Source organism: Flavobacterium sp. (assembly GCF_044348915.1).
In the GTDB taxonomy this organism is placed as follows: Bacteria; Bacteroidota; Bacteroidia; order Flavobacteriales; family Flavobacteriaceae; genus Flavobacterium.
Window position 1 is genome coordinate 24,199 of record NZ_JBIKRX010000012.1, and the last position, 15,228, is coordinate 39,426.

Sequence of the window (15,228 nt, forward strand, 5' to 3'; positions counted from 1 at the left end):
TTATAATCTATTTTCGTTAGCCAACTTCACAATCAATTCGCCAAAAATGGTATTCGCCCACGCAAACCAATCGCGGGTATATTGTTTGGGGTCATTGCGGAAAAAGGATTCGTGGATGAATCCAGTATCTGCGTGAGTTTCTTGAATCATTCGAATACAATACTTTATTTCTTCGTTGTTTTTACTGGTCATGGCGCGCATGATATAGCTCAACGGCCAAATCATTTCTTTTCCAGTATGAGGTCCACCGACTCCTGAGTATTTGCCTTGAGCATAATAAGGATTGAGCGAACTTAAAACCAGTTTTCGGGTGTTTTGGTATACTTCACTATTCGGGTCAATATTTGCGATATAAGGAAGCGAAATCAAGCTAGGAACATTGGCGTCATCCATGTGCAGCACACTGCCGTATCCATCGATTTCATATGCAAAGACTTTTCCGAATTCAAAATGGTTAACAATAGCATATTTTTCAAGGGCAGCTTGAATTTCGTTGGCTAGCTCGTCACATTCCTTGGCAAAAAAATGATCTTTCAAAATTACCGTTGACATTTCGGCTAATTGGCGAAGAGAAACCACTGCAAAGTAATTGGAAGGGACTAAGAACGGAAACAACGTTCCATCGTCTGAAGGGCGAAACACGGAGCAGATTAATCCTATAGGTCGCACAGGATTTCCATAACCTTGACCTTGAGCAGTGTCATTTGGAGAATCTCCGGTACGGCGGAAGGAGTAGGGTACCGCATCGGTTTTGCGTTGTTGTTCTTTAAAAGTTTGCACGATTAATTTCATTGCTTTGGCCCAATCAGCATCGTATGGCTCCAAATTTCCAGAAATTTTCCAATATTCGTGCGCCAATCGGATGACATAACACAATGAATCTACTTCAAATTTTCGTTCGAAAACTCCGGGCTTCATTTCAGTTTTGTCATTTGTGTGTTCCGCTGAGAGTTCTGGTCCGTAGTTAAAAGCATTGGCATACGGATCAATCAAAACGCATTTGGTTTGGCGATTGACTACGCCAGCAATCAATAGGGAAAGCTTCTTATCTTTGGTTACAAGAGGGATATAAGGCCAAACTTGGGCCGAGGAATCGCGCAACCACATTGCATCGATATCACCAGTAATAACAAAAGTATCTGGCTTGCCTTCGAGCGAGTAGTGCTTGATTGTGGTATCTAAAGTGTTTGGAAAACAGTTTTCAAACATCCAAGCGAGTTCTGGATCCGCAATTTTTTTCTTGATAGAGAGGATAGTTTGCTCAACTGCTTCACTTACAAATTTTCGCTTTTGTAGCGGGGGTCTTTTCGAAATAAAATTCAAATTATCCTGTAATAGTGTATTTGAAAAAATAGAGTTCGTCAGAGACAAGGATGTTCCTAAAGTCACGAGACTGCCATTGATAATAAATTTTCGACGACTGACCATAATATTCGTTTTTGAGTTGAAACTGAAACAGTTTTATTTAGTAATCCTTTTTGTCCAATCTAGAATTTCTGCCAAAGCTTTTGGCGAAAAGGTTTGTTCTATTGTGGCATATTCGCCTGGAGCTCCTGTTTCGCATTCCTGAAATAAATGATTCAATCCAGGCAGCTCTTTAAAAGTTCCCTTTTTGTTCCCGCCTTTTTCTATTGCTTTTCTAATGGCGTCCAGATTTTCTTTTGGTGAGACTTGTAAATCTTTTTCTCCATTCAAGGCCAATACCGGACATTTTACTTTTTCGAGAGCGGGAGCGGGGTCGTATTTGATGAAGTAACTCATCCAAGGGTAGGCAATCTGATCGACTTGGAGTTTTACATAGGCGTCATTGCTCATTCCATTTGGAATTTTAGTGTCTGGATTTTCTTTTAGATTTTGATTAAGCGCTTGTGTTAAATCGATTTTAAGTTGTTCGATACTAGTCGATTTTTTTACAATTTCGAAGGCTTTTTTATTGCTTAGCTCGCTTTTTTGTAAATCCTCATTACTCATTCCGGCGGCTTTCCCTATCAATTTCTGTTGCAGCAAAAGCAATTGGTCTCCCGGCATACCAGGACCTGCAAGCAAAACGATAAAGGCCACATCTTTCGATTGGCTGGCAATCGTTGGGGCAATCAATCCACCTTCGCTGTGTCCGATTAAGCCGATTTTTTTTGGGTTGATTTCTTTTCTCGTTTTCAAATAGTCAATAGCAGCTTCGGCATCAGTAGCGAAATCCATACTTGTGGCTGTTTTGAAATTGCCTTTCGATAAAGCTGTTCCTCGGTCGTCGTAGCGGAGTACTGCTATTCCGTTTTTAGTTAGGTAATCTGCTAAAACAAGAAATGGTTTGTGCCCCATTAGTTCTTCGTCTCTGTTTTGTGGACCGCTTCCGCTAATCAAAACTACCACAGGATAAACTCCCTCTTTTTTGGGTAACGTAAGCGTTCCAGCTAATGTTATTCCCGCTTTTTTATTTTCGAAATTGAGGTCTTCGGAGTAATAGGCATAAGGTTTTACGGGTTCTTGCGGTCGCAGTACTTTCTCCTTTTCTATTTCTTGCCTTGATAAATTCATTGGAAAAGACATACCACTTTGTTTGAAATTGCCAGTTACAATGCCGTCACGGCCTAAAACACCTTCGTATGCAATTTGGAGAGTGCTCATTTCAATTTTCAAGTTTGAGTTTTGAAAACTTGTACTGCTAACCGGAAATCCTTTCGCTCCCTGGTCTGGGCTATCCATCGTGCAACTGTAGCCTGTCTCTGTTTTGCTGATATTGAAAACGACCCTCAACTGCATTCCTTGCACTTTCAAGAGTCCGTTCCATTGCCCTGTTATGTCTTGTCCGTAGTTGGTCAAGGATGCAAATCCGAGGATTAATAGCACTATTATTTTTTTCATTTGATAAAGTCTAGATGTTTATATTTTGAATTACTTTAAATTGATTATAAATTTAGAGCCTTTATCGATATAAAGGTATTCTGGTTTTTTTGTGTTACTAAAGTAAGAATAAAATAGGAACAAGGTAAAAAAGAGGACACTAAATCCTCTTACTTTCTAAAGTTATAGGGATGCTAAAAGCTTTAGGACTTTTTATTTAATCTAGTAGTTGCAGTTTTCTAAAGGCCTCCTTGGTGGAATGGAGTCTAATAATAGGAAATTCGTCCATATTGGTCTCTTGTTTTTCGACATTGGTGGCAAAAAAATAAACAGCATTCTTTGTTTCAAGGTATCCCACCAACCAACCATTATTGATATCATTTCTCATTCCCCAACCGGATTTTCCGCTTAGAGTATAACGTTCCGTTTTCTCAATTTGCATGACATCCTTCATTATAGTTACGGTTCTTTTCGAAATCGGTAGCTTTGAGAAATAGAATCTTTCTAAAAAGTCAATTTGTTGCATGGGGGAAATTCTAGATTTTCCTTCTAACCAAAAATTATCAATGGTCAAAGTGTCGAAAACCATGCCTTTGTAATTCAATTTTTTTAGATAAGATTGCATTCTTTTCATCCCAACTTTTCGTGCAATTTCTTGATAACAAGAAACGCAAGAAACTTGAAAGGCTTTCTTGAAAGTTAAATCTTCTTCCCATTTTTTAAATCTTCGTTTTTCGCCTTCCCATTTGAAAACGGCTGAATCACTTTGTACTACTCCCGTTTCAAGTGCAATAATTGAATTGGGAATCTTGAAGGTCGAAGCCGGAATAAATCCAGTTTTTGACCACGAAAAATCGTTAGAATAGTAGGTTTTATTTTTTACATCATAAATCAAAATGGCTCCCTTTACTAACAAACTGTCCAAAATGCTCCCAAGTTCAGTTTTAATGATCTCTTTGGGTTTAGTGTTTTGGCCATATAGTGTATAGTTAAGCAATACAAGTAGAGGCGCAAGGAGCAGTAGTTTTTTCATTTTGATGATGGTAATGTTCTGGAATCATAAAAGTTGAACATGAGGTGCAATTTCAGTATTTGAAAAAACTCGCTTTTCATTTAAACAAATATACAGAAATCTTCATTTAAGCTGCGTTTTTTTGTTTTGTAATTCTTGTGCTTGAATCTTCAAAAGAACTTCACATTGTTTAGGAAAAAAAAGCAAAGCCAGAGTAAAAACAAAAAGTTCTAAAGGAATCATTATGGCTGTCAAAATTCTTAACTTTGCATCAAAATCAAGTCAAATGAAAATAAATCTAAAAAACGGCATCGACAAGCTCCTTTTCGGAATGAAACAAAATGATGTTACAGCACTGTACGGAAAGCCTAACCGCAATTACAAAGACGAAGATGAAAATGTGATTTTTGCTTACAATGCACTGAAAATGCGCTTGACTTTTTATAAAGATGAAGAATTCAAGCTAGGTTATATCGTGGCTTCAAGTACTGCTCTAGAGTTATTTGGTAATAAAATTATTGGTAAAGAGATTAATGCGGCTAAGAAAGAATTGGCTACCAAAGGAATTACTAAATTCACTCAAGAGGAATTTGATACTTTCGAAAATTATTTCAACGAAGACAATTGGATTATCCTGCAAACCGAATTTGAGGAAGTAGTCAAATTTGAAATTGGTGCCATCATCAATGCTAAGGATGAATTTGAATGGAAATTTAAAAAATAGTTTTTAGTAATCAGTTTTCTTGTAGTCAGATCTTTATAAGAAAAAATCAAAGAAACAAAAAACCGACAAGTTCCAATTGCTTGTCGGGTTTATTTTTGTCATTGCTCAGATTTCTTATTTAGACTCAGCTTTATTGTCCATAATTTCTATTTCGAAAATTAAAGTTGCGTTTGGTGGAATTACACCGCCAGCACCTCTTTCGCCATAAGCAAGATTTGAGGGTAAATAGATAATGGCTTTATCTCCAAATGAAAGTAAACTCAAACCTTCTAAAAATCCGGGAATCATACCGTCTTTTTTTCCCGCTTCGAATGGGAATGCTTGGTAACCGTTTTGAGTATCTCGATTGGCGTCATATTTTCCGTAAGTTTTGCAAACATCAGAATAACTGCTATCAAAAAGATTTCCGTCTTCAAAATATCCGGCATAATTAAAATAGATTGTGGTTCCGTCTGCTGGTTTTACCCCTGTTCCTTTTTGGGTGATTTTATACGATAATCCTGATGGAGTAGTGGTAGCAGTAGCTTTTTCAGCAATCAAATACGCTTTTTTGGCAGCGATTACACTAGCATATTTTTCTTGATACGCTTTTTTTGCTTCAGCTTCGACTGCTGCTTGTTTTTTCTGATTTTCGGCATCAATTAGCGCTTGCTTTTTAGCATCGTCGGCTTTGTTGTTGTAATAATCAGTAAATACTTTTGGTGCATTGAAGGCTTTGGCTGCAGTACCTTTTCGTACGATGGTCACTTTCAAAATTACGTCGTCTTGAGCTATGGCATTTACTACGTCCATCCCTTGAGTTACGTGACCAAAAACCGTATGTTTTCCGTCTAGCCAAGGTGTTTCTTTATGCGTGATAAAGAACTGACTTCCGTTGGTTGCAGGTCCAGAATTAGCCATCGAAAGAATACCTCCTTTGTTGTGTTTCAAATCGGTGATTTCATCTTTGAAGGAATAGCCAGGGCCACCTGAGCCAGTGCCTGCTGGGTCTCCACCTTGAATCATAAAATCCTTAATCACTCGGTGAAATTTCAATCCATCGTAAAATGGTTTTCCTTTAAATTTGGCATCGGTAACAAAGGTATTTGTTCCTTCGGCTAGCGATATGAAATTGGCTACAGTAACAGGTGTTTTTTTGTATTCTAATTGCAACACAATAGGCCCTTTGCTAGTTGTAAGCGTGGCGAAAATTCCTTCGCCAGCTGCCGTAGTTGATGGAGTTGCTTTGGTGGTTGTAGTAGGCTTTTTGGTTGTAGTAGCTGGTTTTGCTGCCGTTGTAGCGGGCTTTTTGGTCGTTTGTGCGTGAAGGTTCAACATCCCCAAGAATAATAATACTAGAATTTTAGCTTTCATTTAAATCAATTTAATAATTATAAAATAGTTGTTCTTTTGCATCTCTAATTTCGTACCTCGTACTTCTAACTTCTAACTTCTAACTTCCTACCTAGTTTGGTATTTTCTCTAACAATTCGATTTCGAAAATGATATTGGTATTCGGTGGAATTACCTCACCAGCACCTGCTTCGCCATAACCCAATTTCGATGGGATAAAAATAACCGCCTTGTCTCCAAAAGACAATTGCTCAATTCCTTCGATAAAACCGGGTATCAAACCGTCTTTATTTCCATATTGAAAAGGAATTGGCTGATAGCCGCCTTGGGCAGCTCTGCTTTGGTCCAGTTTTCCATACAATTTTAAAACTTCTTGGATACTAGAGTCAAATAGACTTCCGTTTTCGAGATATCCAGCATAATTAATAAATACAGTGGCACCCGCTGCTGGTTTTTTACCTCCTGCTTTTTTGGTGATTGCATAGCGCAATCCTGTTGGAGTTAATTTGGCTTTTGCTCTCAAAGTTTCGAAATAAGCTACTTTTTGGTCGAAAACGGCCTGGTATTTCGCGTTTTCGGCTGCTTGGAGTGCCAATTTGTTTTTTTGATTTTCGGCTTCTACTTTATAATAATCTCGAAACACTTTTACTGCATCAAACTTTTTGGCAGCTTCCCCATTTCGGATGATGGTTACCTTTTCCATATAATCGTCTTGCTCGATTTTGTTGACCACATCCATTCCTTGCTCGACTACCTGACCAAAGATGGTGTGTTTTCCTTGTAGCCAAGGAGTTTCAACATGGGTGATAAAAAATTGACTGCTATTGGTAGCAGGTCCGTTATTGGCCATCGCCAATACACCGCCTTTGTCGAATCTCATATCGGTGATTTCGTCTTTGAACTTATAACCGGTATCTCCTGAGCCTGTTCCCAAAGGGTCTCCTCCCTGAATCATAAATTCGGGTATGACTCTGTGAAATTTCAAGCCGTCATAAAACGGTTTCTTTTTAAGATTTTCATTAGTGATGAATTCGTTTTTCCCTTCAGCCAATGTCACAAAATTGGCAACCGTAATTGGAGTTTTTTCATAATCCAATTGTACAATTATAGTTCCTTTGTTGGTTTCAATTTGGGCATACAATCCGTCTGGAAGGTTGTTTTTCTCCTCTTTGCAAGAGTAGAAAGTAGTAATTAATGCTAATGCTAATACAAAGCTTTTTTTCATTTCTAAATCTAATTGGTTAATGTATCTTTAATTTTATTTACAAGTTTGGTTTGAGTTTTAGGTGCTTCATTTGAAACGGGGGTTAATACGCCGGATTCCCTAAGCTGAATTTCTTTCTTGAAGGCTACTTCTGAAATAAAATTGTGCAGGGTTACTGTACAAACTAGTGGCTGATTAGGGCCAATTTTTTTATCGTCACCGTGATAACCGTAGGCAATATGCGAAGGAAAAAGGAAAATAACCTTCTCGTTTTTATGCATCAATTTGATACCTTCGCGAATTCCCGTCATGACGTTTTGCTTGTCGACAGCATAAGTTTGCGGTTTCAATTCGACTTCCGAATAGATTACATTGCCTTTCAAATCTTTCAATTCATAGTTGAAAAAGGCGACATCTCCTTTTTTGGGAGTAATGGTGTCAATATCGTTTTGAACAACATAGGTGTACCAATATCCTTTGGTCGATGCCATATATTTTACTTTAGGATTGCTCTTGATTAGCGAATCGATTTGTTCTTCCTCGGTAGCAATGAGTTTCTTGTTTCGCTCGGCCGATTTTTTCATAAAGGAACCCGAGGTATGCGAAATAGGTCTTCGGGCTTCTTGGCTTTGTTTGCAACTGAAAACCATAAAAGTGACCAGAATTACACATAGAATATTTTTTAGGTATTTCATACTGCTTATATTTTTAGTTTACGAACTAAATCTTCGAATTTTTGTACGGTTTCCTCCATCGATACTTCCGATTTTCCTCCCGCTGCATTGCGATGTCCACCGCCATCAAAATATTCTCTGGCAAAAAGATTCACATCGAAATCACCTTGGGAACGGAGCGAAATTTTTATGATTTTTTCCTCAGCATTCTCAATGAAAATGGCAGTAAAAACAATTCCTTGAATACTTAACCCATAATTGACAACGCCTTCGGTATCGCCTTTTATATAGTTGAATTGGTCTAACTCTTTTTGTGTAAGTGTAGTGTACGTAGTTTTATGCTCAGGAAAAATTTTCATATTCTGCAAGGCTCTTCCCAATAATTGCAATCTATCAAAAGAGCTATTGTCGAATAGTAAGGTAGGGATTTCGCTGTTTTCGACTCCCAAATCGATCAAATCAGCAATGATTCTATGAGTCGTTCCTGTAGTTTTCGGGAATCGAAACGAACCTGAATCGGTTAGGATTCCGGTATAAATACAAGTGCCAATAGTTTTATCGATCTGCGATTTTTTTCCGAGAGCATTTATGAAATGATATACCATTTCGCAAGTCGAACCATAGGCCACATCCGAAAAAGTCACGGCAGCATAGTCATCGGGCGATTGATGGTGATCTATCATTACGAATGGAGCTTTTAGGCTGTTCAGTACATTTTCCATTTCGCCTACGCGATGCAAAGCATTGAAGTCTAAAGTAAATACCAAATCGGCTTCCTCTAGTATTTTGGTGGAATTTTTCTTGTCTTTTTCGAAAATTTGAACATTTTCTGAACCCGGCATCCAAGCTAAAAAATCTGGAAATTGGTTGGGCGAAACCACCACTGGGAAATGGTTGTTTTTTAGTAAAAAATAATACAACCCAAGCGTAGAACCCATCGCATCTCCATCGGGATTTCGATGCGGAATAATTGCTATTTTTTTAGGTGTCGCTAATAAGGATTGTACTGCTAATATGTCTTGTTCGTTCATAGGTTGCGAATTTACATTTTTTTATACTAAACTCGAAAACAATTCAACATTTAACAAACTTTTACAATGGGAAAAGTTTAAATCACTTCAATACTAAAAATCTTGAAGATCTTTCCTTCTGAAGCGTTGGTATAACCTGTATTTTGAACCTTTTACTATTTGCGAATGATAAATACCAACGGAACCTGATGAATAATAAGCAACTATACAAGCAATGCCAATGTAAGTGCCGCTTTCTACACCAAACAATTCCATTCCCATTATAGTACACGCAATAGGGGTATGGGTCGCTCCTGAAAATACAGCAACAAATCCCATTCCGGCCAAAAGTGCAATCGGCAAGGGGATGACAATCGATAGCGCGCTGCCTAAGGTGGCGCCAATAAAAAATAACGGTGTCACTTCTCCACCTTTGAAACCTGCGCCAAGGGTGAATCCTGTAAAGAGAATTTTGAGCAGAAAATCATACCATGAGTTGGCAGAGTTGAAAGATTCGACTAATGTTGGTATTCCTAAACCAATGTATTTTGTATTTCCAATAAGGTATATTCCACCTACCAAAATAAGTCCTCCTAGAAACGGCCGTAAAGGTGTATCCTGAATGTATTTTGAAAATAATTTAGACCAAAGAAGAGTGCTTCTCGAAAACAACATGGCAGTTAATCCGAATGCAACTCCCGCGACAATTATCCAAGAAAAATGGATTAAACTGAGTTGTGGAACGATCGGAATATGATAATGGGTGTGTTGCACCTGCCATAATTCGACAGTGAAATAGGCGGTATAAGCTACAACAAACGATAACAGAATACTTTTGTATGTGATTTTGCTAAAATATAAAACTTCTAAAGCAAATAGGGCTCCTGCCAATGGCGTTCCAAAAACAGAGGCAAACCCCGCACTGATACCCAGAATGATGAGTGTTTTTCGGTCTGATTCATTCAGATTGAATGGTTTTTTGAATTGGTCTGCAATGGCACCACTCATTTGTACAGCCGTTCCTTCGCGACCCGCAGAGCCTCCAAAAAGATGCGTGATCAAAGTCCCAATAAGAACCAACGGCGCCATTTTGAGCGGAATGGTTTTTTGTGGTTTTTCGTATTCCTCAAGCAATAGATTATTGCCTTTTACTACTTCCTTGCCATAAAAATGATACATTAATCCTATGGCAAGACCTCCTATTGGCAATAGCCAAATAATCCAATTATGGTGTTCTCTAAATTGGGTAACCCACTCTAAAGAAACTAGAAAAAAAGCCGAGGCAGAACCAGAAAATGCACCAATCAAAACACAAATGAATAGCCATTTGGCAAAGAGAAGAAGGGTGTTTTTTAGGTTCATTTAAAGGAGCTGTGATTTTTAGCCACGAATTACACAAATTTGCACGAAAAATTAGCGGTCCAATTGCACAAACATTTAAAATTCATGATTATTCAATTTTGAAACAGATTGTAATTTGTGATAATTAGTGTAATTCGTGGCTTTTTTTTTGTTTAACTATCCAGCCACTACAGCCGTAAATTCTATTTCTACTAGATATTCGGGAGCTACTAATTTGCTCACTTCATAAAATCCAGTTGTCGGTTTAATGTCTTTAAAAAAGGTAGCATGCGCACGAGCAACATCTTCAAATGTAGTGATATCAGTTGTAAAAATTCGAGTGCGAATCACATCTTTCATCCCAACATTCAAGTCTTCTAATACTTTTTCGATTCTTTCAAGGATGTTTAGGGTTTGGGCAAAAGCATCATTAGCTTTTACTTTTTCGCCATCGACAATGGCAACAGTTCCTGATACTTCGATAAAGTTTCCTATGCGAACGGCACGACAATACCCCATTTTGTCTTCCCAAGGTGAACCGGTCAAGATGTTTTCTCTTTTCATTTTGATTGTTTTATAGTGTTGGTTTGATTTTGAAAGTGTTACTAGTATAACACTCCACTTTTATTTTGCGCTGCAATTTATAAAAAAATAGGATAAGAAATAGCTAATTTATGCTGAGGATTCAGGGATGTATCACTTAAAGCAATTTTTTTCTTTCTATTCTTTCTCTGGCCTCAATTAGGAGCAAGTGTATTTTTTCTTCAAACTGTTTTTTTGGAGGTAAGTCGGTCCAATATTCTGCAACCATAATTCCGTCTTTGTGCATTTCGAGTAGTTCAATTTGTTCTCTACTACTTTCGGCACAAAGAATTAGTCCAATTGGTGTATTTTCGCCGTCTTGTTTTTCATATTTGTCTAACCATTTAAGGTATAGTTCCATTTGACCTTTGTGTTTTGCTTGAAATTTGCCTAATTTTAATTCTATGGCAACCAATCTTTTCAGTTTTCGATGATAAAAAAGTAAGTCTAAATTAAAATCTTCGCCGTCGATAATCATTCTTTTTTGGCGTTCCACAAATGAAAAACCTTTGCCAAGTTCGAGGATAAAAGTTTCTAAATCGTGAAGTATGGCATTTTCTAAATCTTTTTCCAAGTAGCTATCTTGCAAACCTAATAAATCAAGAATGTAAGGATCTTTGAAGGTGTTGAATGGAATTTGAGTTGCTTCTACAATTTGAGCATCAGCAATGCTAGTTCTTTCGAATGTTTTTAAAGCGATTTGCCTTCTTAATTCTCTAATTCCAAATAAATTATTTGATGCGTTTTGTGCATAAAATAGTTTTGCTTCAATAGTTTTTAAAGGTAATAATTCTACAAAATGTGACCAACTCAATTGTCGTGACAGTGGCACGACAATTTGAAAATCGGTAAATTGTTCTGCAAACTGCATCATTCGTCTCAAATTCCTTAATTCAAAATTCTTCCCATATCGTTCTTTCAATTGTGTAGACACTGTCGACACAATTTGTTTTGAATATTCAGCGCGTTTGTTTTGTAGAATGTCTTGATTAATGCGATTGCCAATTTGCCAAAATAAAATAGTGACAGCGCTATTGACTTGAGAAGCTACTTGTTTTTTACTTTGTTCAATAAGTTGTGATAATTCGACAACCAAGTCTTGGTTCGAAAGAATTGAAATATTGGTATTATTCGCCATGATAAGTGATTTGTTTATTTACAAAATGGTGAAATTTCTATCTAGAATTAAGGAAACAAAATGGTTTATAAGACAAACCTACTAAAAATCAATGAATTCTGTACAGTGTGTAAAACACAGAAAATAATTTTATGTTATTTTTGTGACTTCGACTCGTTGATTTCAATTATTTTTGGACTTTCAAAATATTGATTTGTCAGTATTCATCACTTATGAAACAGATTTTTTTATTCCTTTTTAGTATCGTTTTTGCTTTCAATAGCTTTGGTCAAAGCGAATTTAATTCAAAATTCAAAGCCATTCCACCACAAAATATAAAGCCAAAACCCAAAAAAGAAACACTGCCTCCACCTACCGATTTGCCCAAGATTGTAGCTCCAAATGTGTTAGAAAACCCCAATATTCTCAATACCAAACCCAAGCCAAATAATTCATTCCAGATTGGAGTTCCCGAGAATACTTTTTCATTAACGCCCACTCAAAAATTTGTAAATCCTGGTGATTTTGTTCGAGATAGATTGAACAAGAAAGCCGATGACGAGAATCAGGTTGTGTTTCGTAGGAATCAGGATTTGGGAAGTTATAAAACCAATTCACTAACTGCAAAAGTTAGTTATCGTGATTATGGCGAAGTGGATGGCGACCAGATAAGAGTCTTACTCAACGATAAAACCATTGTGCCAGGCGTTTATTTAGATAGTGATTTTCAAGGGTTTGAAATTACATTGGTCGAGGGTTTTAACAAAATTGATTTCGAAGCACTCAACCAAGGTCGCTTGGGACCCAATACTGCCGAATTTCGAGTTTATGATGATAAAGGGAATCTTATTTCCGCCAGTCAATGGAATTTGGGTACTGGTTTTAAAGCCACTATAATTGTTACCAAAGAATAAAAAACTATTGTTTTAGAAGTGCATTGTACTGTTTATACAAAAAAATCAATACAATGATTATACTTTTTTTGATTTTGGATATAAAAATTCTATTAATTTTGGCCCTATACTATGGAATTGTTCCAGTGAAAAAGCTATGAAAAATTTTCTTTTTTTTGTTTTTATGATTAGTATTTCATCAAGCGCCTTTAGTCAGTTTGATTCTAATATTAAATTCAAATCCATACCACCAGCAAATACAAAACCAAAATCAAAGAAAGAGCTTCCGCCTCCATCTAATTTACCTAAATTAGTTTTGCCTAAAATCGTTGCGCCAAATGTTTTTACAGCAACGAATATATTTGGAACAAAACCCAAGCCGAGCACTGCATTTGAATTTGGAACAGCTGAAAATCAATTTTCGATGACTTTGAAAAACAAATTTGAGCACAAAATGGGCGATGTGTATCAAGAAAAAATGGCTAAAGATTTAGACAAAACTATGATTCGCGAAGGACTCAAAGAGGATACTAGTTTTTTGGATAGAAAGGATCGGGATTTAGGAGAATTTAAAACCAAATCTGATTTTTTACTTATTAATTACAGAGATTACATTCAAATCGATGGTGATTTAATTACTATTTATGTAAATGACAAATTGTTTCGCTCTCAATTGTTTTTGTATTCTCAAATGAGTCAAGTTAAAATTCCTTTAGCAGCAGGGATTAATAAAGTAGAGCTGGTTGTTGCAAGCACAGGAACTTCAGGTGGAAATACAGCTGAAATTCACGCCAGTGATGATGCTGGCAAGGCAATTACCGAGGAATATTGGAACAATTTGGCCTTGGGAACAAAAATTAAATTAATAGTGATTAAAGAGTAATTTATTTTTTTTTAATTTCGATTTTTCATTCCCAATTATAAAAAGTATTTTTGCCGCATGCAACACAACGTACTTATTTTAGATTTCGGATCGCAATACACACAACTTATTGCCCGACGCGTTCGCGAATTAAATATATTCTGCGAAATTTTTCCCTACAATCATTTTCCCGCTGATTTGTCAAGTTATAAAGCGGTAATCCTAGGTGGAAGCCCATTTTCTGTTCGCGGAGAAGATGCCCCACATCCTGATTTGTCTCAAATTAGAGGAAAATTACCCATGCTTGCCGTTTGCTATGGTGCCCAATATTTAGCCCATTTTAGTGGCGGTGAAGTAGCGGCATCCAATACCAGAGAATACGGAAGAGCAAATTTATCCTATATCAAAGATGACGAAGTTTTCTTCGAAGGCGTGGCCGAAAACAGCCAAGTTTGGATGAGTCATAGCGATAGTATCAAAGCCTTACCAACCAATGGAGTGAAGCTGGCAAGTACACACGATGTTGAATTTGCAGCTTATAAAATAGAAGGTGAAACGACTTATGCCATCCAATACCATCCCGAAGTTTTTCATTCGACCGATGGTGCAAAAATGTTGGAGAATTTTTTAGTAAAAATTGCTCATGTGCCTCAAAATTTCACGCCAAATGCTTTTGTTGAAGAGATTGTGGCTGAAATGAAAGAAAAACTGCAAGATGACAAAGTAGTGCTTGGACTTTCTGGAGGTGTCGATTCTACAGTAGCCGCAGTTTTATTGCACAAAGCCATTGGGAAAAACCTCTATTGTATATTCGTAAATAACGGTTTGCTTCGAAAAGATGAATTCCAAAGTGTTCTAGATCAATACGAAGGAATGGGACTAAATGTAAGAGGAGTAGATGCTTCGCAACGTTTTTATGACGCTCTCGCGGGAGTTTCTGAGCCAGAATTAAAAAGAAAAGCGATAGGAAACGCCTTTATTGAGGTTTTTGATGTTGAATCACACCGAATAGAAGATGTTAAATGGTTGGCGCAAGGAACTATTTATCCTGACGTAATCGAGTCTGTTTCAGTAAAAGGTCCATCGGCAACGATCAAATCGCACCATAATGTGGGTGGTTTGCCAGATTATATGAAATTAAAAGTGGTGGAACCTTTGCGAATGCTTTTCAAAGATGAAGTGCGTAGAGTAGGAGCAACACTAGGAATTGACCCAGAATTATTAGGAAGGCATCCTTTCCCTGGTCCTGGATTATCGATTCGTATTTTAGGAGATATCACTCTTGAGAAAGTTCGTATCCTGCAAGAAGTAGACAAAGTTTTTATCGACGGATTGAAATCTTGGGGATTGTACGATCAAGTTTGGCAAGCGGGAGCAATTTTACTGCCTGTGAATAGCGTTGGAGTAATGGGCGATGAGCGTACTTACGAAAAAGTAGTAGCACTTAGAGCAGTACAATCTACCGACGGAATGACTGCGGATTGGGTGCATTTGCCTTATGAATTCTTGATGAAAGTCTCTAACGATATTATCAATAAAGTGAAAGGTGTGAATAGAGTAGTGTATGACATTAGTTCTAAACCGCCTGCAACTATTGAGTGGGAATAGAAAATAAGAATCGTTTTCGAACGATATT

General features: G+C 37.1%; 14 protein-coding genes. 4 read left to right on the forward strand and 10 right to left on the reverse strand.

Translation table 11 applies throughout. The annotated features are described in order from the left end of the window. From ACIQ1E_RS03685 to blaOXA, 3 genes are all read right to left on the reverse strand, one after another. A complete protein-coding gene (locus tag ACIQ1E_RS03685) occupies positions 1-1,428 on the reverse strand; it encodes a glycoside hydrolase family 125 protein (RefSeq protein ID WP_396168793.1) in 1,428 nt (475 codons plus the stop codon). Between the two features lie 33 nt (positions 1,429-1,461). After that, the gene (locus ACIQ1E_RS03690; RefSeq protein WP_396168794.1) at positions 1,462-2,862 is read right to left on the reverse strand and encodes an alpha/beta hydrolase family protein; all 1,401 of its coding nucleotides are present in this window, start codon (positions 2,860-2,862) and stop codon (positions 1,462-1,464) included. A 196-nt stretch (positions 2,863-3,058) separates the two neighbouring features. Then, complete coding sequence (gene blaOXA, locus ACIQ1E_RS03695) at positions 3,059-3,874, reverse strand: class D beta-lactamase (protein ID WP_396168795.1); 816 nt, start codon at positions 3,872-3,874, stop codon at positions 3,059-3,061. A 265-nt stretch (positions 3,875-4,139) separates the two neighbouring features. Between blaOXA and ACIQ1E_RS03700 the strand changes: the two genes are divergently transcribed. Continuing rightward, positions 4,140-4,577, forward strand: coding sequence for a hypothetical protein (locus ACIQ1E_RS03700; protein WP_396168797.1), 438 nt, complete (start codon positions 4,140-4,142; stop codon positions 4,575-4,577). Positions 4,578-4,691: 114 nt separating this feature from the next. Here ACIQ1E_RS03700 and ACIQ1E_RS03705 read toward each other — a convergent pair whose 3' ends face one another. From ACIQ1E_RS03705 to ACIQ1E_RS03735, 7 genes are all read right to left on the reverse strand, one after another. Beyond that, entirely contained in the window at positions 4,692-5,930 is a 1,239-nt protein-coding gene (locus ACIQ1E_RS03705) for a peptidylprolyl isomerase (protein WP_396168798.1), read from the reverse strand. Positions 5,931-6,021: 91 nt separating this feature from the next. After that, a complete protein-coding gene (locus ACIQ1E_RS03710; protein ID WP_396168800.1) occupies positions 6,022-7,134 on the reverse strand; it encodes a peptidylprolyl isomerase in 1,113 nt (370 codons plus the stop codon). A gap of 8 nt (positions 7,135-7,142) precedes the next feature. Next, positions 7,143-7,808, reverse strand: a complete 666-nt coding sequence (gene gldI, locus ACIQ1E_RS03715; RefSeq protein ID WP_396168801.1) for a gliding motility-associated peptidyl-prolyl isomerase GldI — start codon at positions 7,806-7,808, stop codon at positions 7,143-7,145. 5 nt (positions 7,809-7,813) lie between these two features. After that, positions 7,814-8,818: a bifunctional oligoribonuclease/PAP phosphatase NrnA gene (locus tag ACIQ1E_RS03720; protein ID WP_396168803.1), complete on the reverse strand. Its 1,005-nt coding sequence runs from the start codon at positions 8,816-8,818 to the stop codon at positions 7,814-7,816. Between the two features lie 93 nt (positions 8,819-8,911). Further along, positions 8,912-10,159 carry a voltage-gated chloride channel family protein gene (locus ACIQ1E_RS03725; RefSeq protein WP_396168805.1) on the reverse strand — a complete coding sequence of 416 codons (1,248 nt, stop codon included), beginning with the start codon at positions 10,157-10,159 and terminating at the stop codon, positions 8,912-8,914. A 156-nt stretch (positions 10,160-10,315) separates the two neighbouring features. Beyond that, positions 10,316-10,702, reverse strand: coding sequence for a RidA family protein (locus tag ACIQ1E_RS03730; RefSeq protein ID WP_396168806.1), 387 nt, complete (start codon positions 10,700-10,702; stop codon positions 10,316-10,318). Between the two features lie 136 nt (positions 10,703-10,838). Further along, on the reverse strand, positions 10,839-11,858 hold the full coding sequence (locus tag ACIQ1E_RS03735) for a YhcG family protein (protein WP_396168808.1): 1,020 nt from the start codon (positions 11,856-11,858) through the stop codon (positions 10,839-10,841). 212 nt (positions 11,859-12,070) lie between these two features. Here ACIQ1E_RS03735 and ACIQ1E_RS03740 point away from each other — a divergent pair, with 212 nt between their 5' ends. The 3 genes from ACIQ1E_RS03740 to guaA all read left to right on the forward strand — a co-directional run bounded on the left by ACIQ1E_RS03740 (position 12,071) and on the right by guaA (position 15,200). Beyond that, positions 12,071-12,751 carry a hypothetical protein gene (locus ACIQ1E_RS03740; protein WP_396168810.1) on the forward strand — a complete coding sequence of 227 codons (681 nt, stop codon included), beginning with the start codon at positions 12,071-12,073 and terminating at the stop codon, positions 12,749-12,751. A gap of 136 nt (positions 12,752-12,887) precedes the next feature. Then, positions 12,888-13,613: a hypothetical protein gene (locus tag ACIQ1E_RS03745; RefSeq protein ID WP_396168812.1), complete on the forward strand. Its 726-nt coding sequence runs from the start codon at positions 12,888-12,890 to the stop codon at positions 13,611-13,613. A gap of 57 nt (positions 13,614-13,670) precedes the next feature. Continuing rightward, positions 13,671-15,200, forward strand: a complete 1,530-nt coding sequence (gene guaA, locus ACIQ1E_RS03750) for a glutamine-hydrolyzing GMP synthase (protein WP_396168814.1) — start codon at positions 13,671-13,673, stop codon at positions 15,198-15,200. Positions 15,201-15,228 lie beyond the last annotated feature (28 nt).

Bases quoted from the DNA above. Each gene is read 5' to 3' on its own strand.
- ACIQ1E_RS03705 (WP_396168798.1), bottom strand. From the start codon at position 5,930: ATGAAAGCTAAAATTCTAGTATTATTATTCTTGGGGATGTTGAACCTT.
- ACIQ1E_RS03700 (WP_396168797.1), top strand. From the start codon at position 4,140: ATGAAAATAAATCTAAAAAACGGCATCGACAAGCTCCTTTTCGGAATG.
- ACIQ1E_RS03725 (WP_396168805.1), bottom strand. From the start codon at position 10,159: ATGAACCTAAAAAACACCCTTCTTCTCTTTGCCAAATGGCTATTCATT.
- ACIQ1E_RS03720 (WP_396168803.1), bottom strand. From the start codon at position 8,818: ATGAACGAACAAGACATATTAGCAGTACAATCCTTATTAGCGACACCT.
- ACIQ1E_RS03685 (WP_396168793.1), bottom strand. From the start codon at position 1,428: ATGGTCAGTCGTCGAAAATTTATTATCAATGGCAGTCTCGTGACTTTA.
- blaOXA (WP_396168795.1), bottom strand. From the start codon at position 3,874: ATGAAAAAACTACTGCTCCTTGCGCCTCTACTTGTATTGCTTAACTAT.
- guaA (WP_396168814.1), top strand. From the start codon at position 13,671: ATGCAACACAACGTACTTATTTTAGATTTCGGATCGCAATACACACAA.
- ACIQ1E_RS03690 (WP_396168794.1), bottom strand. From the start codon at position 2,862: ATGAAAAAAATAATAGTGCTATTAATCCTCGGATTTGCATCCTTGACC.
- ACIQ1E_RS03735 (WP_396168808.1), bottom strand. From the start codon at position 11,858: ATGGCGAATAATACCAATATTTCAATTCTTTCGAACCAAGACTTGGTT.
- ACIQ1E_RS03730 (WP_396168806.1), bottom strand. From the start codon at position 10,702: ATGAAAAGAGAAAACATCTTGACCGGTTCACCTTGGGAAGACAAAATG.
- ACIQ1E_RS03710 (WP_396168800.1), bottom strand. From the start codon at position 7,134: ATGAAAAAAAGCTTTGTATTAGCATTAGCATTAATTACTACTTTCTAC.
- ACIQ1E_RS03740 (WP_396168810.1), top strand. From the start codon at position 12,071: ATGAAACAGATTTTTTTATTCCTTTTTAGTATCGTTTTTGCTTTCAAT.
- gldI (WP_396168801.1), bottom strand. From the start codon at position 7,808: ATGAAATACCTAAAAAATATTCTATGTGTAATTCTGGTCACTTTTATG.
- ACIQ1E_RS03745 (WP_396168812.1), top strand. From the start codon at position 12,888: ATGAAAAATTTTCTTTTTTTTGTTTTTATGATTAGTATTTCATCAAGC.